Here is a 22,390-nt window from a genome sequence, read left to right as displayed (position 1 = left end):
GGCGATTGGCGGCGGACGGGCTGCGGGTCGGCGTGCTCGACCTCGATGCGGCCGCCTGCGCGGCCACCGTCGGCGCGATCACCGAGGCGGGCGGGCAGGCCGTCGCACTCGGCGCCGACGTGTCGGACGAGGAATCGGTGGCCGCCGCCGTCCGGGAACTGGAGAACGAACTGGGCGCGCCGACCGTCGTGGTGAACAACGCGGGCATCCTGCGCGACAACCTGCTGTTCAAGATGTCCGTGCAGGACTGGGACGCGGTGCTGAACGTGCACCTGCGCGGCGCGTTCCTGCTCACCCGGGCGGTGCAGAAGTACATGGTCGAGCAGAAGTGGGGACGTGTCGTCAACATGTCCAGCACCTCGGCGCTCGGCAATCGCGGCCAGGCCAACTACTCCGCGGCCAAGGCGGGCTTGCAGGGCTTCACCAAGACGCTGGCGTTCGAGCTGGGCAAGTTCGGCGTCACGGCCAACGCCATCGCTCCCGGGTTCATCGTCACCGACATGACCGCCGCCACCGCCGACCGCGTCGGCGTCTCGTTCGAGGACTTCCAGAAGGCGGCCGCCGCGCAGATTCCGGTGCAGCGCGTCGGCACTCCCGAGGACATCGCGCACACCGCCTCGTTCCTGGTGAGCGAGGGCGCGGGTTTCGTTTCCGGCCAGGTGATCTACGTGGCGGGCGGTCCGACCGACTGACGCCGCCGGACGGGGCGGGGCGGGGGCGGTAACGTCGCAGCACATGAACCGGCGTGCGGCTCGTCGTACCGTGACGAGCTATGTACTTCTGCTGCCGAGCCTGATCGGTGTCGGAGTGTTCCTGGTGCTGCCGATCCTGCTGGTGGCCTGGCTGAGTCTGCACAGCTGGAACCTGTTGGGGCCGATGCGATTCGTGGGCCTGCGCAACTGGCGCTCGGTGCTGGGAGACCCCGCGTTCGGCCACGCCCTGCTGGTGACGCTGGCGTTGACCGCGATCGTGGTGCCCGCGCAGACCGCGCTGGGGTTCGCGGTCGCGGCCGCGCTGGCGCGGCGGCGGCGTGCCACGACTCTGCGGGTGCTGTACACCTTGCCGTGGATGTGCGCGCCGGTGGCGGTGGGCGTGGTGTGGCAGTGGATGTTCGCGCCGACCGGGGGCGCGGTCAACGCCCTGCTCGGCCGGCGCGTCGAATGGCTGTCGGATCCGGCGCTGGCGCTGCCGTCGGTGGCCGCGGTGAGCGTGTGGGCGAACTTCGGCTACGTGGCGCTGTTCTTCGTGGCCGGAATCCGCGCGATACCGAGTGAGATCCTCGACGCGGGAGCTCTGGACGGGGCCACCGGCTGGCGCCGGATCCGCTGGCTGGTCCTGCCGCTGCTGCGTCCCACCATGTTCTTCGTGCTGGTCACCGGGGTGCTCACCGCGTTCCAGACCTTCGACACCGTCTACGCGCTGACCAAGGGCGGGCCGGGCGATCGAACGGACGTGGTCGCGATGCGGATTTTCGCCGAGGCGTTCGACGCGGCCCGGCCGGGGCGGGCCGCCGTCATGGCGCTCGTGGTGTGCGTGGTGATGTTCGCGATCACCATGGCACAGCACCGCTACTTCCGGGATCGGACCACCTATGAACTCTGAACGTCTTCGTTCGGCGGCGGCCTACGCGGTGGTCTCGGCCGGAGCGCTGCTGACGGTGGCCCCGCTGCTGCTCAGCGCGGTCACCGCGGTGAAGACGCCCGGCCGGTTCGCGTCCGGGTCGCCGCTGGCGCTGCCGCGGCCCGCCACCCTGGACAACTTCCGGACCGTCCTGGATTACGGATTCGGGCGGGCGGTGGTGGTGACCGCGCTGCTGACGGTATTCGTCACCGGCGGCCAGCTCGTCACCTCGGTGTTGGCGGCGTACGCGTTCGCGCGCACCGAGTTTCCGGGCCGCGACGCGCTGTTCTGGGTGTATCTGGGCACCATGATGGTGCCGCCCATGGTGACTTTGATCCCCCTGTATCTGATGTTCGCGCGATTGGAGCTGCTCAACACCTTCTGGGCGCTGGTGCTGCCGTTCGTCTTCGGCTCGCCCTACGCGATCTTCCTGCTGCGTCAGTATTTTCGCGCGATCCCGCACGAGCTGATCGGCGCGGCACGGTTGGACGGCGCGAACACCCTCGACATCATCGTGCACGTGATGGTGCCGATGAGCAGGCCGGTGCTGGCGACGCTGACGCTGATCACGATCGTCTCGCAGTGGAACAACTTCATGTGGCCGCTGGTCGCGAGCAGCGGCCGCTCGTGGCAGGTGCTGACCGTGGCGACGGCGAATCTGCAGACCCGGTACGACGCGCAGTGGACGCTGGTGCTGGCGGCCACGACACTGGCCATCGCGCCGCTGGTGGTGCTGTTCGTGGTCTTCCAGCGGCAGGTGCTGCGCTCGATCGCGTGGACGGGAGTCAAATGAGAACCTCGACCCGCGCGGTACTGGCCCTCGCGCTCGCGGTGGCGCTGCTGGTGGGTGCCGTCTCGTGGCTGGGCCGCCACACTGACGGGTCCGGTCGCACCGTGGTGAGTCTGCGGATCTGGGACGAAAGTTTCGTTCCCCGCTACCGTGCCTCGCTCGCGGAGTTCGAGCGGGCCAATCCCGATCTCGAGGTTCGGATCACGGTGGTGCCGTGGTCGTCGTATCAGCAGAAGCTGCGCTTGGACGTGGCGGGCGGGACCGCCGACGACCTGTTCTGGACCAACCTCTACGAGGACTATGCCGATGCGGGGTGGTTGATCGACGTCGGGGCAGCACTCGGGCCCGAGGCCGCGCGGTCCTGGGACCCGTCGGCGGTCGCACAGTACACCCGCGCCGAAAAACTCTGGGCCGTCCCACAGTTCGTCGACGCGGGTACCGCGGTGTACTACAACCGGGACTTGCTCGCGGCCGCGGGCGTGGATCCCGCCGAGCTGACCGCGCTGCGGTGGAGTCCCGGCGGCAACGACGGCTTACGCCCGCTCCTGCGCAGACTTGCGGCGGCAGCTGTCTGGGCATACAATGCCGGCCACGACTTCCAGTCCATCGAGCTGCCCTATCTGGGCTCGGCGGGAGCACGATTCCAGGACGACCACGACCGTTTCGTCTTCGACAGCCCGCAGGGCGTCGCGGCGTTCGAGTATCTGGTGCGGTTGGTCGCCGACGGGCTCACGCCCTCGCCCGCGGACACCAACACCAATCCCGACTTCGCGAAAAACGCCTTCTTGCAGGGCAAGCTCGCGCTGTTCCAGTCGGGGACCTTCAGCCTCGCGCGGATTTCCGAGCAGGCCCGCTTCTCCTGGGGCGTCGCGCTGCTGCCCGAGGGACCGGCCGGGCGGGTGAGCACCAACAACGCGATCGGCGTCGCCGCGAACGCCGCCACCCGGCATCCGGACGCGGTGCGCCGGGTCCTGGCCTGGCTCGGCAGTGGCGCGGGCAATCGCTACCTGGCCGAAGGCGGAGCCGCCATCCCTGCCGTTGTCGCCGAACAGCAGCGCTATCGCGACTATTGGGCAGGGAAGGGAGTCGACGTCGCTCCCTTCTTCGACGTCCTGCGCGGCCCCCGCATCTCATCCGGCGGCGGTCCGGGCTTCCCGGCCGCGCTCCGCGCCGTCGATCCGATCTTCGCCGAGATGTATCTCGGCCGGATTCCGGTGCCCGAAGCGCTGTCGCGCGCCCGCGCCGCGGCCGAGTCGGCCGTGGCCCAGAACTGAGCGGGGCGTCCCGGCACCCGGCCGGGATCGAGTGCGTCCAGCCGGACTACGCCCGCGCACCCCCGCGATCCGCCGTGCGCGACAGCCCCTTCCGGTCGTAGAACGCCGTCACCGCCGCTCCGCCGCACAGGCCGATGACCAGGCCGAGCAGTGTCATCCAGATACCGCGCTCCAGCCCGGCCGCCCCGCCGGCCTCGAAATACAGGATGGCGCGGACACCGAGGAACACCTGATGCATCGGCTCGAACGTCGACAGCCAGGCGAAGTAGGTCGGCGTCGCCTCGATCGGCACCGTTCCGCCCGCCGAGGGGAGCCCGAGCACGATGAACAGGATCAGGTTGACCAGCATGCCCGCGGCGCCGAAGGCGGCCAGGATCGACAGTGCGGTGACGCCGACGGCGAGCATCGCGAAGGTGGAGTAGAGGAACAGCAGCAGCGCTTTGTCGATGGGCATGTCCAATGCCGTCGCGACAGCGAGGAACACGGCGGACACGATCGGCGCGGCGATGGCCAGAACGCCCCACTTCAGCAGCAGTGTGCGCAGCCGGGAGATCGGCGTGGGCGGATAGTGCACGTACCACGGCCCGTATTCGGTCGGGGTGAACCCGAGGGAAGCGTCCACCATGGTGTGGATGATCATGGCGCCGGTGAATCCGGCCAGCAGGATCAGCAGCGTGTAGAAGAAGGCCGACAGGCCGCCGCCGGTGCCTTCGGGCAGTGGCCGATACGGCGCGATCACCACATCGATCGGTTCGGCGAGCAACAGCCGGCTGGCTCCGGCCGGCTGCGGCGCGGGCGCACCGGAGGACCGGAGTTGTTCGTCGACGGCGGCGGTGAGCTGCCGACCGACGGTGACGTTGACCTGGTCGAGCGCCTGTTCGGCGATGCGAAGAGTGATCTGCGTGGCGTACGCGCCGGTGCGCGGATTGGTTTCGACGGTGATCACCGGCCGATCGACCTGCCCGGGGACCACGCTCGCGGCGCCGAGGATGGCGAGCCGCTTGGTGAAATCGCTCGGGATGACGATCGCGCCGTAGATCTTGCCGTCCCGCAGCAAGCGCTGCGCTTCGGTGATGCCGACGACGCGCAGGTCGACTTTGTCGGCCGGGATGTTCGCGGTGAGCGCTTCGGTGATCTGGCGGCCCACGTCGGCCGGTTGTCCGGCGAGGGTGTCGCCGACGTCCTGATCGACCACCGCGAGCGGCAGGTCGTGCAGATTCTTCTCGGGGTCGACCACGTACCCGAGGTACATCACCGACAGCAACGCCATGAGCAGCGTGACGACGACGACGGGCCGGGCCCAGGTACGGACCCGCGTGGGTTTCGCTGCCATGGGACCGGCTCCTCTCACGGCGATGACCAGTGACTGCTGCGCGGCGACGCCGACGCGTTGCGCGAACTCTTGGTTATCATCACCCGTGTGCGCGAACATCCGGGGATCACGGGCGGAGTTTCGCCGGGTACCGGGTATCGGTCCGAAGATCCGCGGCGACCGGTCACGAGCCGACCGCTTCGGCCAGCCGGGGCAGCTGTCGCAGCGGATTGCGCCGTTCGACCTCCAACCGCTGGTCGGCGTCGAAGATCTCGCTCAGGCCGGGGGCCGGGTCGCGCGTGCCGGTCTGCGGGAGGGTGAGCGCGCTGAACGGCCAGTCGGAACCGAAGACGACGTGCTCGCGCGAGCTGACGGCCAGCACGCTCGCCATCGCCGCGGCCGAACCGCTCAGCGCGGTGTCGTAGTAGAAGTTCGCGATCTGGCGCTGCGTGTCGAGAATCGACGGCCGGGGCAGATCGTCGGGCCACAGCTCGCCGAGCACCGTCTGCGAGGCCACGCTGACGCGGTGGGACAGGAAGGGCAGGGTGCCGCCCGCGTGCGCCAGCTGGAAACGGATGTTCGGATAGCGCTGTGTCAGGCCGGTGGCCATCATGAACGTGGCCGCCCGGGTGGTGTCGAAGGTGAACTCTTCCAAGAAGTCCGGCAGCGGCAGCTGCGGCTTGGCGTCGACGGGTATGGCGGCCGGGTGCACGAAGACGTAGGCGCCCCGCTGTTGCAGCGCGATCATCAGGGGCTCGAAACGCGGGTCGCCGAGGTAGACGCCGTCGTAGGCGGACAGCAGGACCACACCGTCGAGGTGCAGTTCGTCCAGCGCGTAGACGGCCTCCGCGATCGAAGCCGCGACATCGGGCATCGGCAGCACCGCGAAGGCGCCGAATCGTCCGGCGTGCGACTCGAACAGCCCCGCGGCGTAGGTGTTGCAGTAGCGGGCCATGTCGCTGGCTTCCTTGCCGTGCAGGAACGACACGCCGGGATCGGACACCGACAGGGCCTGCGCCTGGATCCCGTAGTAGTCCATGAACGCCAGCGCTTGTTCCGGTGACCAGTCCGGCGTCGGGTACCCGCCGATGGTGACGTGACCGTGGTCGAGCAACGCCGCGCGGTAGTCCGGCGGCAGGAAGTGCGCGTGCAAGTCGATCCGGTAGGCGCCCGAGGGCGCGGGCCGGCGGGTGCGCGCCGGGGTCGCCCGGGCGACCGTCGTCGTCGCGGCGACGCCGAGCGTTCCGGCCAGGATGCCGCCCAGGGCACGACGCCTGTTCATCTTCCTGCGAGATCGGAAATCGGTCATCAAGTCCTCACACTGCCGCGCTGCGATCATTGATGATGAAATCATCAGTCACGATGAAACGGTCGTCAAGTGCTCGATGACGAAAAAGTCAGAACCGTGGCTGCCATGCAGTTACCGAGCGGCACGGAGCGGTACCACCAGACGGTTGTTCGGACTCGGGGCGGCGAAGCAGCCGGGAAACAGCGGTTCAGTTGTCGTAGGACGCGACACCGACCGGACCGACCCCGACGCAGAGGTCGAGACCTGGTGTCTCGGAGACGACTCGCAGTGCCGAGCCACTGCCTACGACGCGAACGAACACGGTGTTCGGCCCCTTGCGCACCGGCGCCGACACGGCCTGGCCCTGTTCCAGGGCGACGCTGATCCGGCCATCGCGACTGGCGAGGTAGTTGAGTTGCGCCGTCCACTTGTTCGCGATCATCGGCCCGTCCAGGGGCAGGCGGGCCGCGACGGCGCCACGGATCCGGTGCCCGCAGCCGGGTTCCGGTCCGGGCAGGATGACCCGGTTCCACCAGACCGCCGCTTCGACGATCTCCCCCTGGTCGGTGATCATGCGCAGGTGCGGCGTCGAGTCCGCGAACGTGCCGGGAGCGGCGACGGGCGCCAGCACGTTGCGGGTCAGGTTCTGCGGGTATGCCAGCGGATTCAACACATTCCACGGCACCTCCTGCTCCAGCAGGGGCGCGCCGTCCCACTCGCGCAGTGCCGATTTCACGTTCGTGACATAGGTTTCGGTGGGGCCGGCACGCCACGATTGCACGAATGTCAGCGTGGACCAGAGACTGCTCACCAGGAACGCCACCGTCACCGCGACCGTGACGGGCCGGCCGGGCAGCGCGGCGAGCCTCGGACCACGCGCGGCCCGAGGCCGGGCACGCAGCATCAGCGCCCCGGCGGCGGCCATCACCACGGCCATGTCGGCGAAGTACCGCAGCGACTGCATGAGCTCGTCCGCGGTGTTCGGTCCGCCACGAGCCAACGCCACGGCCAGCTGGGCGACCAGCACATAAGCCGCGGCCGCCAGCCAGACCGCCCCGATACGCTGCCGGGCCCGCATCGACAGCGCCACCACCAGGGCCAGCGCGATCCAGGCCGACGCCACCGTCCAGCCGGGCGGATCCGCCCACGGCGTCGACGGCAGCCACCGCTCCCACTCCCACGGGCCACCGAACAAAGCGGGCACGATGCCCAGCGAAGCCGCGCCGGGAAGCAGTGCGCGCAGCTCGTGCGCACCGCTGGGCAGGGCCGGATCGTCGACGATCACGACATACCCGAGGAACCAGCAGACCAGCACCGCCCCCGATCCGGCCCACAGTGCCGCACCCCGCCGCGCCGCCACCGCGATCGCGGCCACGCTGCCGTCGACGTGGCGGACCAGCGCCGCGACGGCGAAGGCGACGAACGGCACGATCGCCGCCTTCTCGAAGAAGAGCACCGCCCCCGCCACCACCGCGACCCCCGACAGCGCGTAGCGGCGCCGGCCGGTCCGCACGAGCAGCACCGCGTCACCGATCACCCAGGCGAGCGCGAATTGCAGCGGCAGCGCGTTCAGGGCGGCGGCCCACCAGGCGAACGCCGGAATCGTCAAGGGGCAGAACAGATAGAAGACCAGCGGGGCCAGGATCGACCATCGCGGGCCCGCCACCAGCAGCAGCATCCGCACCACGGCCACCGACGCGCCCAACTGCATAACCAGCAGCGCCACCACCGGACCGGCCCAGACCAGCGGCGCCGCCGCGTTCACCGCCCATGCCGTCACGAAGGCCAACGGCATGAAATGTCCGTCGTGGTCGTACAGCAGCAGGTCGGTGGACCACAGGCCGTATCGGGCCGCTCGGCCGACCAGGATGAGATCGTCCCAGTAGAAGTACCCGCTGTCGGCCACCCACCAGCGAATCGCCAACTGCGCCAGAACCAGGCAGCCCGCGACGACGACCACCGGCCGCGCCTTCGCCGCCCTCCGGAACCGGCCCCGCGTCGACGCCCCGGACCGAGGGGCGCGCGCGGGCTCCGGTAGGGCGAGCACAGCAGTGTCCATGTCATCCCACCGTAGCGTTCCCCGGGCCGGGAATCCGTCCTTCGCGGCCTATTCGGATCCGCTACCGCCGATACGGCGGGGAGCTCGACGGCTCGATCTCCTCGACGTCCGATGCGCGTCGGCCGGCAAGGCCTCGATCAGCGCGGCGGTGCCCGCGATGCCGGTCCACGGCAGGTCGATCCCGGTCGCGACGAACCACGCCCGGTCGAGCGGATCGGCGTCAGTGACCGGCCGTACCGCTCAATTCGTTCGGTGTGCCCGGCAGGGTGACGGTCGCCGTCTTCGCTCCGGTCGCCAGTTCGACGCGGTGGACCTGCTTGGTGGCGGGGTCCGACACGTAGGCGGCGCCGCCGCGGACGAACAGCGCCGGGCGCGGCTTCTGCCATTCCAGCGGCTCCTGCCAGGGGCCGGTGACCGGGATCGAGCGCACGACCGCGCCTGCGACGGGATCGATCACGTGAATGCGCCCGTCGGTACCGAGGACCAGGGCTTCACCCTGCGGCCCCCGGGCCAGCGAACGGAAGGTGTAGCTGGCGCCCAGATCGACCAGGCGCAGTGCGCCGGTGACCGTGTCGATCAGCGAGATCTGCTGCGGGCGTTCCAGTTCGGCGTCCTTGTCCTGCTTGTAGTCGCCGAGGACGACGGGCGAGGCGTCGCTGCCCGCCTGGTTGCCGATCCGGCCGTACGCGGTCGGACTGGTCACTTTGGTGATCTTGCCGTCGCGGTAGACGAGCACGCCGTTCTGGCAGCCGACCACGACGGCCTCCCCCGCGGCGGTCGCCTCGCCGTGCACGCCGGGGCAGTCCTCGTTGCGCGCCTTCTCGGCGCGATCGCGGTCCAGCACCACGATCCCGGTGCGCTTCTCCTCGGTGCCGAGTGTGACGACGAGGTCGCCGTTGGCCAGTTCGATCGCGACGCCGTGGTGTGGGGCGGCCGCGCGATAGGTCGAGGTCTTCGGCTTCCCTGCGGCGAGGTCGGCCGTGTCGAACGCGACGACTTCCCCGGTGCCGTCGCTGAACAGGACGGTCCGCCCGGCATGGCGCACCACGTGTCCCGGCTCGTGGCCGGGGAAGTCGGCGCCGGTGAATTCGGCCGCGGTGGCGTCGAAGGCGCGGAAGCCCTCTTTGGTCGAGACGATCAGGTGCCGGTCGTCGCCCGCCGGGTTGAGCCGGTTGAACCCGTCGAGTTCGACCGTCTCCGCGAGCTCGAGAGTGGTTCCGTCCAGCACGTGGATCCCGCCGTCGTAGGTGACCGCGATGGGATCGGCGATCCGGGCACGCCGGGTGTCCTGTTCGGCAGAGGTGCCGGCACCGCAACCGGCGACGGTGAGTGCTGCGGTCAGCAAGCCGGTCAGAGCGGCCGATTTCGTGGTTCGTGACCGAACGGGCATGAGTGTCTCCGTCTTTCGTTCTACTGGTTGGGCGCTAAGGGGCGGCGAGGCCGCGCACGATCGACTCGGTGTTGGCCCGCATCATCTCCAGGTAGGTGCCCGCGCCACCGCCGGGTTCGGTGAGCGACTCCGAGTACAGGGGGATCACTTGGACGTGCACACCGACCTGGTCGGCGAGCACCCGGGCCAAACGGTCGGGTTGCGAGGAATCGGCGAAGATCGCGCCCACCCCGGCGGCCCGGATCGTCCCGGCGAGCGCGGCGAGATCCGACGGGCTCGGCGAGGCGAGCGTGGTTCCACCCGGTATCACGGCGCCCACCACCTCGAAACCGAATCGCTGGGCCAGGTAGCCGAAAACGTGGTGGTTGGTGACCAGCTTGCGCCGTTCGGGCGGGATCGTCGCGAACCGCTCGGTCATCCAGCGGTCGAGCCGATCGAGTTCGGCCAGGTAGCGGTCGGCGCCCGCGCGGACGGCGGTGGCGTCGACTCCGTCGACGTGGTCGATGATCCGGTCGCGGATCACCTCCACCGCCCTGCGCACCCGGCGCGGATCGGTCCAGAAGTGCGGATCCGGCCGCCCGTTCGCCTCCTCCGCCGAGTAGCTGATCGGATCGATCGCCGCGCCGACGGCTACGCCGGCCACCCCCGACGCCTCGGCCGCCTCGACGTTGCGGAGCACGCCTTCCTCCAAGCCGAGGCCGTTGTAGACGATCAGGCTCGCGCGTTCGAGCCGCGCCGCCTGCTGAGCGGAGATCGCGAAGAAGTGCGGGTCGGCGTCCGTCGGCATGAGGACCGTGACCTCGGCCGCGTCCCCGGTGACGGCGCGGGTGAGATCGCCGAGGATGTTGGTGGTGACGATGATTCCGGCACCGTCCGCGCCGGAGTTCGAGCATCCGGTCAGCGCGAGCAGCGCGGCGGCGATCAGCGCGCACAGACGAGCGGTGAATGTCATCGGCCGGTCTCCACCATGACCGTCGGGGTGACGTCGAGATCGAACGTTCGCGCGGTGCGCAGGTTGTCGGTGTAGTCGATCTCGTGGATCAGCCGCGCCACGGGATCGTTGAGATAGGCGCGGTGCTGGTCGACCAGGATGACCGGACCGGGCGCCGCGGTGAGCACCGGCGCGGTGAGCTGCCGCGCCACGGCGGACTCGCGGCCGGACGCGGGGTCGTAGCTGTGCAGGAAACCGTCCGCGGTGAGCGTCAGCAGGGCGGCGCCCTCCCCCGCGGTGTTCACCGCGACCACCGGACCGGTGTGCACCGAGGTCCAGGTCTTGCGCCGGACGTCGAGCACCCAGACGCCGCGCCCACCGGCCTTCGCCGCCAAGGTGGCGCTGCCGGGGCGATGGAAGAACTCGGCTGCGCGGTCGGCGTCGGCGGTTCCCGGCGGATACGGGATCTTCTCGCCCGAGAACACCGCGTCGCGTGCCGTCACCACCAAGGCGCCGTCGGCGCAACCGAAGACGACGCCCCGCCTGGTCACCGCCGAGCCGCGCGGATCAGGACACGGCTGCGCGAGGACCGCTGCCTGCGCGCCGTCCCTTCTGCGCACTTCGACCTGCCCACGCGCGGGCACGGCCACGAGCAGGTGCTCGGCGTACGGCACGGCGACTCCGTCGGCGATCACGTCGTGCTGCCGCAGCGACCCGGCGGCGAGCGCGGAGCGGTCCAGCAGCGCGGTGGCGCCCGACTCGGAAGTCACCGCCGCGAGAGCGCTGTCCCCGTGCGCGCCCGCCACCGGCCCGCCGTCGAACGCGCCCACTTCGCGAGGCCGCGCGCGGTAGTAGTGCACGTGATCGCCGTGGTCGACCGTCCAGGAGCCCGCGTCGACGACCCGCACCCGGCCGCGAGCCGACAGGAACGCGAAGCGTCCGTCGGCGCTCACCCGGTCGACGCCCTCCATCCGGCCGAGGTCGGCCACCTCCTCGGTGACGAGGTCGATCACCCGCACGGCTCCGGTGCCGTTGTCGGCCACCACGAGACGAGGCTGCGCCTCGCCGGTCTCCTCCGCGCCCGCCACGTACCCGTGCGGGGTCGGCTCGGCGGGCGAGTCGGGTTCGCCTGTCCCGCATCCGATCAAGGGCGTGATCGCGGCGAGGACCAGCAGCAGCGTCAGCGGCTGCGGTGACACTCGAAGAGCGCGGACGCGCTCCCGCAGCCAGGCCGTCGACGCCGACACGAAGAACAGCGCGACGGCCGTCGCCGCGATGGTCGCCCCCGCGGCGGTGCCGGCGTGCCAGGAGATCAGCAGCCCGACAAGGGTGGCCACCGCGCCGAGCGCAGCGGCGGTGAGCATGATCGCCGGAATGCGGTGCACCCAATAGACGGCCGCCGCGGGGGGCGCGATGAGCAGGCCGAAGACCAGCAGCGTGCCGACGATGTGGAACGACGCGACGATCGCGAGGGTGACCAGCCCGATCAGCGCCACGTTCGCCACGCGCGGCCGCAACCCGAGGGTCTGCGCCTTGCGCGGATCGAAGGTGAGCGCGACGAACGCCCGGTAGCCGAGCACGGAGATCACGGCGGCGACGACCGCGGCCACAGCCAGGTACCACAGGTCACGCTCGCGCACCGCGAGCACGTCACCGAACAGGAAGCCGGTCAGGTCGACCGCGAACGAGGGCGAGCGCGACACGATGATCACGCCCGCCGACAGCATCCCGACGAACAGCAACCCGATGCCGGTGTCCGCCGCGAACCTGGTGCCCCGGCCGAGCACGGAGACGCCGACGGCCATGGCCGCTGCGCTGAAGGCCGCGCCCACCAGGAGATTTCCGCCGAGCAGCGCGGCGATCGCCACGCCGGGCAGCATGCCGTGCGCCATGGCGTCGCTGAGGAAGGCCATGCCGCGCACCACCACCCACGTCCCCGCCAGTGCGCACAGGCACGACACGAGCAGCCCGCCCCACAGCGCCCGCTGCACGAACGACACCTCGAACGGGGCCAACCACTCCATGGCGCAGCACTCTACAATGAAAACGGTTTTCATTTCAACGAGCCGATCGGAGCCCGCCATGCCGTCGCCAGCTGTCCATGTCGCCGAGGTGACGGCCGGTTATCGGGGACGTCCGGTGCTACACCAGGTCAGCGCCACGATCCCGGGCGGACAGGTGACCGCGCTCGTCGGCCCCAACGGGTCCGGCAAGTCCACTCTGCTGGGCGTCCTCGCCGGTGTCATCGCGCCCACGGCGGGCACGGTGAACCGCGAACATCTGCGGCGACCGGCGTTCGTCGTGCAGCACAGCGCCGTCCCCGCGACCCTGCCGATCACCGTTCGCGAGACCGTCGCGATGGGACGCTGGGCACATCGCGGAGCATGGCGGCGTCTCACCCGGCAGGATCACGCCGTTGTGCGCGCGTGCCTGGACCGGATGGATATCGCCGACCTGGCCGAGCGCCGGCTCGACACCCTCTCCGGCGGCCAGCGTCAGCGGGCGCTGTTGGCCCAGGCGCTCGCCCAGGAATCGGATCTGCTCCTGCTCGACGAACCGACCACCGGCTTGGACGCGGCCGCGCAGCAGGAGATCGCCGACGCCATCCGCGGCGTCGGAACGCAGGGCGTGACGGTCGTGCACGCCACCCACCGCCACGAGGACGCCCTGCGCGCCGACCACTGCCTGCTGTTGCGCGATGGTCACGTCACCGGGCAGGGCGACCCGTCGACCGTTCTCGGCAGCCCCGAACCGGAGAGAGCCACGGTCGACTAGCGCGGCACTCCGGGCATTCCGGCGAAAAGGATCTGAAAGACCTTGGGAGCGTTCGGCACGACCGCGATGGACGGCGTGAAAGGCGCGCCTTCGTTGGTATCGGTGACCACGTAGTCGGCGTGGCTGCCGGGAACCCGGTCGAGGATTCCGTCGCACCGCGGCCCGCCGGTCGCGTTCACCTTCGGCAGGTCGCCGGGATACTCGTAGGGCCGCGCGCCGTACATGAAGCTCGCGTTGAAGATCGCCCCCGGCGCGTTTCCGCCGATGATGGCCTCGGCGGCGGGAAGCGCTTTCGCGATGCCGACCACCACGCAGTACAGCACGGGCGAATACGTGTCGAGCAGCGAGCTGGTGGGCCGCAAAGTCTCCAGCACCGCCGTGAGCCCCGGCTCGTTCTCCGTGAGCGCCGAGCGGGTCGTGTCGGCCAAGCCGATCAGCGTGAGCAGCACGGCATCCAGGTCCGCGGCGCCGCGAGCGAGCGTCGCACCGGTCACGGTGGCGTTGCCTGCCGTGCGCAACAGATCGGGGGCGGTGTCGGCATACAGCTCGGTGACCTGCCCGGCGGAGGACAGATCCCGCCGCAGCGCCGGCAGGCTCGGGTTGACCTGCCGCAGATAGTCGTCGGCGCGGGCGAGCAGATCGCCCAGCCGGTCGCCGCGGCCCCGCAGCGCCGTGCCCAGCGCGGCCAGAGCGGCGTTGAGCTCGGCCGGCTCGATCGCGGCCAGTACCTCGCTGAGGCGCTGGAACAGCGTGTTGTACTCGACGGTGACGGAGTCCGCGCGAATCGTCGCGCCGGGTCGCATCGGCGTCCGCGAAGGAACGCCGGGAACCACGAAATTCACGTATTTGGCCCCGAACACGGTGGTGGAGCGGATGTCCACCGTCGCGTTGGCGGGCACCAGTTCCAGCAGCTCCGGATCAAGCGCCAGGCGCAAGCGCGCCCGGTCGGCTCCGGACTCCACCGCGCTCACCCTGCCGATCTCGACGCCCCGCATCCGCACCTTGGCATCGGGGTCGAGCACCAGCCCCGAGCGAGGCGCTTCGACGGTGACCGTCACGGTCGAGTGGAACCGTCCGGCGAACATCGCGACGGCGACCACGACGACCGCCGCGACGAGCAGGACCAGCGCCGCCCCGGCGATCTTCAACCGGAACACCCGCCACGTGACCACCATGGTCTGCCTGCCGAAATTCATCTTCGAATCCACCGATCACTTCAGGTCGCGGGCTGTGCGCGGACGGCGGTGCGGTCCACCTTCGGCTCCGAAGTCCGGCGTGCGACGGCGGCACCCGTCTTGCCGGACGCTCGCTGGCCGTAGTACTGTCCAGACACGTGTCCATCATAAAACTTGGACACTTATCTGGGGAAGGATTTCCAATGACTCTGGTGAAACCACGTCGGGTATCCGGAGGCGACCACGAGCACGGTCATCTGGAGGAGTTCCGCGTCGACCCGATCGGACTGATGCGCCGGGTCCGCGAGGAGTGCGGCGACGTCGGATCGTTCGATCTGGCGGGACGACAAGTGATCCTGCTCTCGGGCGCGGAGGCCAACGAATTCTTCTTCCGCTCCGGTGACGAGGACCTCGACCAGGCCGCCGCCTATCCCTTCATGAAGCCCATCTTCGGCGACGGCGTCGTCTTCGACGCCAGCCCGGAACGCCGCAAGGAGATGCTGCACAACCAGGCGCTGCGCGCCGAGCACATGCGCGGGCACGCCGCGACCATCGCCCGCGAGGTCGAGCGGATGCTGGCGCGCTGGGGTGACGAGGGCGAGATCGACCTGCTCGACTTCTTCGCCGAGCTGACCATCTACACGTCCTCGGCCTGCCTGATCGGCGTGAAGTTCCGCAACGACCTCGACGACCGCTTCGCGCACCTCTACCACGACCTGGAGCGCGGCACCGACGCGCTGGCCTACGTCGACCCGTACGCCCCGATCGAGAGCTTCCGCCGCCGTGACCGGGCACGCGCCGAACTGGTCGAGCTGGTCCAGGCGATCATGGACCGCCGGGCCGCCCACCCGCCGACCGGCAAGGACGACCGGGACATGCTCGACGTGCTCATCTCGATTCCCGGCGACAACGGCGAACCGCGCTTCAGCGCCAGTGAGATCACCGGCATCTTCATCTCCATGATGTTCGCCGGTCATCACACCACCTCCGGCACGGCCGCCTGGACGATCATCGAACTGCTGCGCCACCCCGAGGTGCTCGGCCGGGTCGTCGCCGAACTCGACGAGCTCTACGCCGACGGCTCCGACATCAGTTTCGGCGCGCTGCGCCAGATCCCGCATCTGGAATCCGTGCTCAAGGAGACGTTGCGCCTGCACCCGCCGCTGATCATCCTGATGCGGGTGGCCCGAGGCCAATTCGACGTCTGCGGTCATCGCATCGAAGCCGGTGACCACGTCGCCGCCACACCCGCGATCTCCAACCGGATTCCGGAGGACTTCCCCGATCCGGACGCTTTCGATCCCGGCCGCTACATCGATCCCGACCAAGCCGATCTCGTCAACCGCTGGACCTGGATTCCGTTCGGCGCGGGCCGTCATCGCTGCGTCGGCGCGGCGTTCGCGCTGATGCAGCTGAAGGCCATCTTCTCGCTGCTGTTGCGGGACTGGGAATTCGAGATGACCCAGCCGTCCGACAGCTATCGCAACGACCACTCCAAGATGGTCGTGCAGCTCGCGCAGCCCTGCACCGTCCGCTATCGCCGGCGCCGCAAGGACGGCAACGGCTGACGGCGCGGCCGGGTCCGCGCTGCTCCCCGCCGCGGCGACGGGGAGCACGCGCTCCCGGCTACTCGTACCGCACCTGCCAGCTCTTGATGCCGTTGATCCAGCCCGACCGCAGGCGCACCGGATCCGACACCTGCCGCAGGCCGGGCATCACGTCGGCGATCGCGTTGAACATCAGATCGATCTCCAGCCGGGCGAGGTTCGCGCCGACACAGTAGTGCGTGCCGGTGCCGCCGAAACCCACATGCGGGTTCGGGTCGCGCAGCACGTCGAAAGCGAACGGATCCGCGAAGCCGTCCTCGTCGAAATTGGCCGAACTGTAGAACAATCCGAGCCGCTGGCCCTGCTCGATCTCCTGACCGCCCAGCACGGTGTCCTGGGTAGCGGTGCGCTGGAACGCGGTCACCGGCGTCGCCCAGCGCACGATCTCGTCAGGGGCGGTGCGCGGCCGCTGCTGCTTGTAGATCTCCCACTGCTCGGGATGGTCCACGAACGCTTTCATGCCGTGGGTGATGGCGTTGCGGGTGGTCTCGTTGCCCGCCACGGCGAGCAGGATGACGAAGAAGCCGAACTCGTCGGAGCCGAGCGCCTCGCCGTCGACGTCGGCGTGCACGAGTTCGCTCACGATATCGCCGACCGGGCAGGCGCGGCGCTGCTCGGCCATGTTCCAGGCGTAGCCGAGGATCTCCGCGGAGGCCATGGCGGGATCGCCGTACTCGGGATCGTCGTAGTTGAGCATCTGGTTGGACCAGTCGAACAGCTTGCGCCGGTCCGCCTGCGGCACGCCGATCAGCTCCGCGATCGCCTGCAGCGGAAGTTCACAGGCCACCTGCTCGACGAAGTCGCCGCCACCGGCCCGCTTCGCCCCGTGCACGATGCGCTCGGCGCGCTCGGTGAGCGCCGCGCGCAGGTTCTCCACCGCTCGCGGCGTGAAGCCTTTGGCGATGATGCGCCGGATCTTGGAGTGCTTGGGCGGGTCCATGTTCACCAGCAGGGCGCCGGTGGACGCCATCTGCTCCGGCGTGATGTCCCCGGGCAGGCGGATGATGGCCCCTTTGCGCTCCGAGGAGAACAGTTCCGGGTGCTTGGAGATCTCCTTGATGTCGGCGAGCTTGCTCACCACCCAGTAGCCGCCGTCACGGAAGCCGCCGGAGGTCTCGTCCGATTGCGCGTTCCACCACACCGGCGCGGTCCGCCGCAGCTGTGCGAATTCCTCGACCGGACTTCGGTTCTCCCATAACGCCGGATCGGTGAAATCGAATCCGGCCGGCATCGCCGGTGCTGCCATAGCTACCTCCTAGATGAAATGCGAACCGATCAGCGTGCGCCGTCGGGATCGGCCTCCTCGTGGCCTCCGGTCCCGCGCAGCGAGGCGGCGGCGCGGCCCGCCACGAGCGGCAGGTCGAGATAGGTCCGCACGCCCGGTTCGGCGGCGACGACGTACGGAATCGAGTTCACGCAGTGCATGGCCGTGGCGACGATGCCGGGGTTGCGGATCAGCCCGGCGGCGGCGCTGTGCGCGTGCATACCGGTGAACGTCACCCGCGCACCGGGATCGCCGACGATCTCGACCTCGTAGCGCTCGCCCGCGGGACCGAACGTCCACGGCGGGTCCAGGTTCTCGCCACCCATGAACCAGTTCACCGCGGCCGTGATCACCGGCGCGCCCCGCACGGTGCCCTGCCAGCGGAAGCGTTGCGCGGCGACGCGGCCGGGGGCGATCGGACCGATCGGCGAGTCGATCGGCGCGGTGGCCACCGCCACCTCGTGCGTCACCCGCAACCGCTCGTCGAGCGCGACGCCCAGCGCGTCCGCGATCATCCACACCGACTGGCCGTAGCCGCCCGCGAGGACGTTCGCCATCACACTGGTCGCGGCCTGTTCCGGCGTGGCGCCGAACAGCATCCAGTCCCGCACGACCTCGGGCGCGCCGTAGGTGCGGATGTCGGAGAACTCCTCGGCGCGGACTTCGGTGATCGCGCCCGACAGCGCCGACACCACCAAGGGAATCTTCTCGGTGATACCGCCGGGATGTATTCCCGTGCCGTGCAGCGTGACTCCGGCCGCGCGGCACAGTTCGTCGTAGCGCTGCCGCTCCGCGCGGCGCGGATGGAACCAGCCCAGGGGCGTGACGACGTTCTTGCCGGAGCGCAGGATCGCGCGCACGGTCGCGGCGTCGGCCATGAACGGGCTGTAGAGCACGCAGTCGGCGGGCATGGCGAGCAGGCGGTCGGCGTCGGTCGTCGCCGGCACGCCGATCGGCGCGCGACCGACCAGTTCGCCCAGGTCCCTGCCGTCCTTGTCGGCGCTGTGCACCCACGCTCCGGCCAGTTCCAGCTCGGGATGGTCGAGAATGCCCTCGATGGCCGCGCGGCCGACCCCGCCGGTCGCCCACTGGATCACCCGGATCACGTCAGTCCACCTTGTGGTCGGGTCCGCGACCGGCGACGTACTGCTTGGCCCACCGGTAGTCGGGTTTGCCGCTCGGCGCGCGCACGACATCGTCCGCGATCCAGATCTGTTTGGGCACCTTGTATCCGGCCAGATACCTGCGAACGTGCGCGTGCAGGTCGGTGAACTCGACCGGCCCCGGACCCGACAGCGACACCACCGCGGCGACTTGATGCCCCCAGCGTTCGTGCGGCACCCCGATCACCACCGCGTCGGCGATCGCGTCGTATGCCTTGACGACACTTTCGACCTCTTCGACGAACACCTTCTCGCCACCGGTGTTGATCACCATGTTGCCGCGGCCGATCAGCGTGATCGACCCGTCGGTCTCGGCGCGGGCGCGATCGTCGGTGACGACCATGCGCAGGCCGTCGACGGTCTTGAACAGCTTCTCGGTCTTGCCGGGGTCCTTGTAGTACCCGATCGGCACGTTGCCGGTCTTGGCCAGCCAGCCCTCCGAACCGGGCGGAACCGGACCGCCGTCGTCGTCCACGACGACCGCGCCGCGGCCGGTCTGCACCCGCGGTCCGCGTGCGGGATCGTCGTGTTTCTGCGCGAAGCCGATGCCGCCGAAACCGGTTTCCGAGGATCCGATGGAGTCCGAGACGACCGCCCAGGGAAACAGCTCCAGCAGCGTGTTCTTCACCGGTTGCGAGAGCAGCGCGGCGCCGGAGGCGATCGCCAGCAAGGACGAGGCGTCCACCGGGTCGCGCCGGTACGACTCGATCAGCGGCCGGGCCATGGCGTCGCCGGTGATCACCATGACCTGGGGTCGCTGCCGCGCCACCGTCCGCCAGACCCGCACGGCGTCGAACCGGGACTCGAAGATGACGGTGTTGCCCGACCACAGCGCGGTGAAGGTGGGCATCATGGCGGCGGCGTGGATCAGCGGCGGCAGCACCAGCCAGGTGCCCGGGTCGTTCCGGGCGCCGGTGCGGGACTGCTGGAACTCGTCGGCGACCGGCTCGCCGGTGTAGAAGTCGATACCGCCGCCGAGGACCCGCCACATGTCCTCTTGCCGCCACATCACGCCTTTCGGCATGCCGGTGGTCCCTCCGGTGTACATCATGAACAGGTCGTCGGCGCCGCGCTCGACCACCGGACGATCCGTCGGCCTGCCGGCGAGGGCGGCCTCGTATCCGATATCCGCGGAATCCGCCCCGTCCGTGGTGAATTCGTCATCGACACAGATCGTGTGCCGCAACGCGGGTGTCTGCGCGCGGGCTTCCTGTGCGGCTCGTGAATAACAGGAGTGATGGACGAGCACTTCCAGATCCGCGTTGGCGTAGACATAGGCCAGCTCGCCGACGCCGTACCGGTAGTTGATGTTGATCGGGACGGCGGCGAGTTTGAAACACGCGATCAGCGTCTCCATCGTCTCGATGCCGTTGTGCATCTGGAACCCCACATGGGTCCCCGGGCCGACGCCCACGGTCGCCAGATAGTGCGCGAGCTGGTTGGCCCGGGCGTCGAGTGCGCGGAAGGTCACCCGGCGTCCGGCCTGGATCAGCGCCACCCGTTCGGGCATGGCATCCACGGAGTGCTCGAAGAGGTCGGCGAAATTGTTTGCCATGTCGTTCCATCTCTGGGTGGGGCTGTCACACGACGGTGAGCGGAAGGGGTATCCCCCGGTCGGTGAACGTGAACGCGGCGCCGGTGCTGAACCGGGTGATCGCGACTTCCGTCGCCTCCCGGAACGGTTTGTCGCCGAGCGTGATGCCGGCGCGCCACCCGTGCTCGCCCGTACTGACGACCTCGGCGCAGAAACGTGGGTTCACGCCACGGACCAGGGCGTTCAGCGGCTCCAGATGCTCGGGGTCGAGCATCGACGGCCAGGTTCCGTCGGTCTGCGCGCCGCTCGCGGACGGAAACGTCACCGTGACCGTCGCACCGCTGTCGGCGACCTCGATTCCGGTGTAGGGCAGCGGATTCAGGGCGGGATGCAGCCGCAGCACCGTCGCCAGCGCGGCGGCGTCGTCACCGAGACCGAGGCAGGCGCGCAGGCGTTCACTGGTGAGCCCGGCGATCCCGGCGAACTGTTTGCGCCCGATCTCCAGCGCCGTGGCGGCCTCTGTCCTGGCCCGCACCGCGATCATGAACCCGAGGGTGAGCAGATGATGCTGCAAGCAGACTTCGTCGGCGAGGCGGACCAGCGCGGAGCGGGAGAAGTCCGCGAAACGCACATCGCTGAGCAGCGGGCCGGAGTAGTCCGGCCGCCCTTCCTCGGCACGGTCGATCTCGCTCAGCTCCAGACCGGCGGCCACCGATCCCGCGACCAGCTCGGCGTTGGGCGGCACCGGCGGCGGCACGTGCGCGGGATCGATGACGACCGTCCATGCGCACACCGGTTTCCGATCGGCCGGCCGGCGTGGTGGCCGGTGGATCGGCCGGACCTGGGCGTGCGGATTGGTGGCCAGCGCGGTCGCGTCGAACGTCGGGTCTTCGATGTCGTGGCACATCGACACGACGAAGTCCTCGCCCATCGGCTCCACGTCGGCGAGCGCGCCGCAGTGGTCGAGCCAGAACTCGCCGTGGTGGTGATCCTCGACCCGGAAACGGAAGTCCATGAACTGCGGGGGCGCGCCGATGTCCAGTTGCAGGCCCTTGAAGATGGTCTCCACGCCGTCGCCGGCGAAGCCGAGCGCGCGCTGCATGCGCCGGGTGTAGACCGGGCTGGCCACCTGCCACTCCTCGATGGCGACCTGGGTCATGCCCTCCCGGCCGAATGCCGCGATCGAGTGCGCCATGCCGGAGCGGTCGATGAGGTGCCCGCACAGCAGCAGTTCGGGCACCAGCGCGGCCAGTATTTCGCGATCCAGGCCGGCGAATCGGCTGTGTGGTGCGGCCATGTCGGTCACCACAGCGCGACGGGCGATTCGCCGATGCGATACCACCCCGGCAGCGGCTTGCCGGAGACGGAGCGCTCGATGCGCTTCTGCATGCCGGGCGTGAGCGCGTTGTTCGTGATCATCTCGAGGAACAGCGCCGAGACATTGCCGAAGTCGAAGAAGTCGCGCTGCCAGGACCATTGGAAGTCGCCACCGTAGCGGAACCAGCTGCCGCCGATGCCCTCGGGCGAATAGTTGCGCCCGTCGGGACGTTTGGCCTCGCTGATCTGCTTCCACAATCCGATGACGTTGCCGCTGCGTTCGTCCACCACGAACTCCTGGTAGGGGTAACTCCAGCCCTCCAGTCCGGCCATCTCCTGGCCGAGGGCCAGATCGCGGATCTCGTCGCGCCCGACGGCCATGAACTCCTGGGTGGGGCCGTAGTTCCAGCCGTAGGTGGCGTCCTCGGTGTACATCTGCGCGAGCGGCTTCCAGTCGCCCTTCTCCTCGCAGCGCTGGTTCTCCACGATCCAGCGCTGAATCATCTCGTCGAGCTCGGCGCGGTCGAAACCTGGCATCAGTCGGTACCTTTCGGAGAGGAGTCGGTGGCGCCCGGATCGGCGATCGACAGGGCTTGGGTGGGGCAATAACGAATGGCATTCGCCACGGCGGACTCGTGTTCGCCGGTCGGCGCGTCGTCGAGGATCTCGACCCGGCCGCGTTTGGGCACCGTGAAAACCTCCGGCGCCTCGGCCTGACAGACCGCGTGGCCCTGGCACAGATCCAGATCGGCCCGGATTCTCATGGTCGGCTCCTCGCGGCCGCGCGGAGCGGACCCCGGCACGCTGATCGGTTCTGGTCGACGCTCATCGGGTCTCCACGGCGATGGGAAGGTGCGCGAAGCCACGCACATTGGACGAATGAACACGCGC

At 69.5% G+C, this 22,390-nt stretch carries 19 protein-coding genes; 6 read left to right on the top strand and 13 right to left on the bottom strand.

Annotated features, from left to right (window positions below):
* The 4 genes from ON27_RS02950 to ON27_RS02935 form a co-directional block, all read left to right on the top strand.
* Positions 1 to 692, top strand: a 692-nt coding sequence (locus ON27_RS02950) for an SDR family oxidoreductase (protein ID WP_043718929.1), incomplete at its 5' end; no start/stop codon positions are given.
* Between the two features lie 43 nt (positions 693 to 735).
* The gene (locus tag ON27_RS02945) at positions 736 to 1,602 is read left to right on the top strand and encodes a carbohydrate ABC transporter permease (RefSeq protein ID WP_043718910.1); all 867 of its coding nucleotides are present in this window, start codon (positions 736 to 738) and stop codon (positions 1,600 to 1,602) included.
* Positions 1,592 to 2,413 (top strand): carbohydrate ABC transporter permease, encoded by an 822-nt coding sequence (locus tag ON27_RS02940; RefSeq protein ID WP_043718907.1) that lies wholly within the window; start codon positions 1,592 to 1,594, stop codon positions 2,411 to 2,413. The genes ON27_RS02945 and ON27_RS02940 overlap by 11 nt, the downstream gene beginning before the upstream one ends.
* A complete protein-coding gene (locus tag ON27_RS02935; RefSeq protein WP_043718905.1) occupies positions 2,410 to 3,684 on the top strand; it encodes an ABC transporter substrate-binding protein in 1,275 nt (424 codons plus the stop codon). Before ON27_RS02940 ends, ON27_RS02935 begins: the two co-directional genes overlap by 4 nt.
* A gap of 46 nt (positions 3,685 to 3,730) precedes the next feature.
* On the opposite strand, the gene ON27_RS02930 is transcribed toward ON27_RS02935, so the two are convergent.
* From ON27_RS02930 to aztB, 6 genes are all read right to left on the bottom strand, one after another.
* Complete coding sequence (locus ON27_RS02930; RefSeq protein ID WP_043718927.1) at positions 3,731 to 5,017, bottom strand: YhgE/Pip domain-containing protein; 1,287 nt, start codon at positions 5,015 to 5,017, stop codon at positions 3,731 to 3,733.
* 163 nt (positions 5,018 to 5,180) lie between these two features.
* Positions 5,181 to 6,278 carry an amidohydrolase family protein gene (locus ON27_RS02925; RefSeq protein WP_083887348.1) on the bottom strand — a complete coding sequence of 366 codons (1,098 nt, stop codon included), beginning with the start codon at positions 6,276 to 6,278 and terminating at the stop codon, positions 5,181 to 5,183.
* A gap of 214 nt (positions 6,279 to 6,492) precedes the next feature.
* Positions 6,493 to 8,343, bottom strand: coding sequence for a hypothetical protein (locus ON27_RS02920; protein ID WP_051046159.1), 1,851 nt, complete (start codon positions 8,341 to 8,343; stop codon positions 6,493 to 6,495).
* 220 nt (positions 8,344 to 8,563) lie between these two features.
* Positions 8,564 to 9,733, bottom strand: coding sequence for a zinc metallochaperone AztD (gene aztD, locus ON27_RS02915; protein WP_043718899.1), 1,170 nt, complete (start codon positions 9,731 to 9,733; stop codon positions 8,564 to 8,566).
* A gap of 34 nt (positions 9,734 to 9,767) precedes the next feature.
* Positions 9,768 to 10,685 (bottom strand): zinc ABC transporter substrate-binding protein AztC, encoded by a 918-nt coding sequence (gene aztC, locus ON27_RS02910; protein WP_043718898.1) that lies wholly within the window; start codon positions 10,683 to 10,685, stop codon positions 9,768 to 9,770.
* Positions 10,682 to 12,688 carry a zinc ABC transporter permease AztB gene (gene aztB, locus ON27_RS02905; RefSeq protein WP_043718896.1) on the bottom strand — a complete coding sequence of 669 codons (2,007 nt, stop codon included), beginning with the start codon at positions 12,686 to 12,688 and terminating at the stop codon, positions 10,682 to 10,684. Before aztB ends, aztC begins: the two co-directional genes overlap by 4 nt.
* Before the next feature lie 58 nt (positions 12,689 to 12,746).
* Here aztB and aztA point away from each other — a divergent pair, with 58 nt between their 5' ends.
* The gene (gene aztA / locus ON27_RS02900) at positions 12,747 to 13,439 is read left to right on the top strand and encodes a zinc ABC transporter ATP-binding protein AztA (protein ID WP_043718894.1); all 693 of its coding nucleotides are present in this window, start codon (positions 12,747 to 12,749) and stop codon (positions 13,437 to 13,439) included.
* Here the strand turns inward: aztA and ON27_RS02895 are convergent.
* A complete protein-coding gene (locus ON27_RS02895) occupies positions 13,436 to 14,635 on the bottom strand; it encodes an MCE family protein (protein WP_245559764.1) in 1,200 nt (399 codons plus the stop codon). The genes aztA and ON27_RS02895 overlap by 4 nt on opposite strands.
* Before the next feature lie 182 nt (positions 14,636 to 14,817).
* Here ON27_RS02895 and cyp51 point away from each other — a divergent pair, with 182 nt between their 5' ends.
* Entirely contained in the window at positions 14,818 to 16,182 is a 1,365-nt protein-coding gene (cyp51, locus tag ON27_RS02890) for a lanosterol 14-alpha demethylase (RefSeq protein ID WP_043718891.1), read from the top strand.
* 58 nt (positions 16,183 to 16,240) lie between these two features.
* Here cyp51 and ON27_RS02885 read toward each other — a convergent pair whose 3' ends face one another.
* Genes ON27_RS02885 through ON27_RS02860 form a run of 6 tightly spaced genes read right to left on the bottom strand, consistent with a single transcriptional unit; the run spans position 16,241 to position 22,263 of the window.
* Complete coding sequence (locus ON27_RS02885) at positions 16,241 to 17,467, bottom strand: cytochrome P450 (RefSeq protein WP_043718888.1); 1,227 nt, start codon at positions 17,465 to 17,467, stop codon at positions 16,241 to 16,243.
* 29 nt (positions 17,468 to 17,496) lie between these two features.
* Positions 17,497 to 18,591, bottom strand: a complete 1,095-nt coding sequence (locus tag ON27_RS02880) for an NAD(P)H-dependent amine dehydrogenase family protein (RefSeq protein WP_043718886.1) — start codon at positions 18,589 to 18,591, stop codon at positions 17,497 to 17,499.
* A 1-nt stretch (position 18,592) separates the two neighbouring features.
* Positions 18,593 to 20,203 (bottom strand): acyl-CoA synthetase, encoded by a 1,611-nt coding sequence (locus tag ON27_RS02875; protein WP_043718884.1) that lies wholly within the window; start codon positions 20,201 to 20,203, stop codon positions 18,593 to 18,595.
* Between the two features lie 25 nt (positions 20,204 to 20,228).
* A complete protein-coding gene (locus ON27_RS02870) occupies positions 20,229 to 21,479 on the bottom strand; it encodes an alpha/beta hydrolase family protein (RefSeq protein WP_043718913.1) in 1,251 nt (416 codons plus the stop codon).
* Positions 21,480 to 21,484: 5 nt separating this feature from the next.
* Positions 21,485 to 22,036 (bottom strand): Cif family virulence factor, encoded by a 552-nt coding sequence (locus ON27_RS02865; RefSeq protein WP_043718883.1) that lies wholly within the window; start codon positions 22,034 to 22,036, stop codon positions 21,485 to 21,487.
* On the bottom strand, positions 22,036 to 22,263 hold the full coding sequence (locus tag ON27_RS02860; RefSeq protein WP_043718912.1) for a ferredoxin: 228 nt from the start codon (positions 22,261 to 22,263) through the stop codon (positions 22,036 to 22,038). Before ON27_RS02860 ends, ON27_RS02865 begins: the two co-directional genes overlap by 1 nt.
* Positions 22,264 to 22,390: the final 127 nt, after the last annotated feature.

Origin of the sequence: Nocardia asiatica NBRC 100129 (assembly GCF_000308415.1) — a bacterium.
Lineage (GTDB): Bacteria > Actinomycetota > Actinomycetes > Mycobacteriales > Mycobacteriaceae > Nocardia > Nocardia asiatica.
This window is presented reverse-complemented; position numbering and strand designations above follow the sequence as displayed.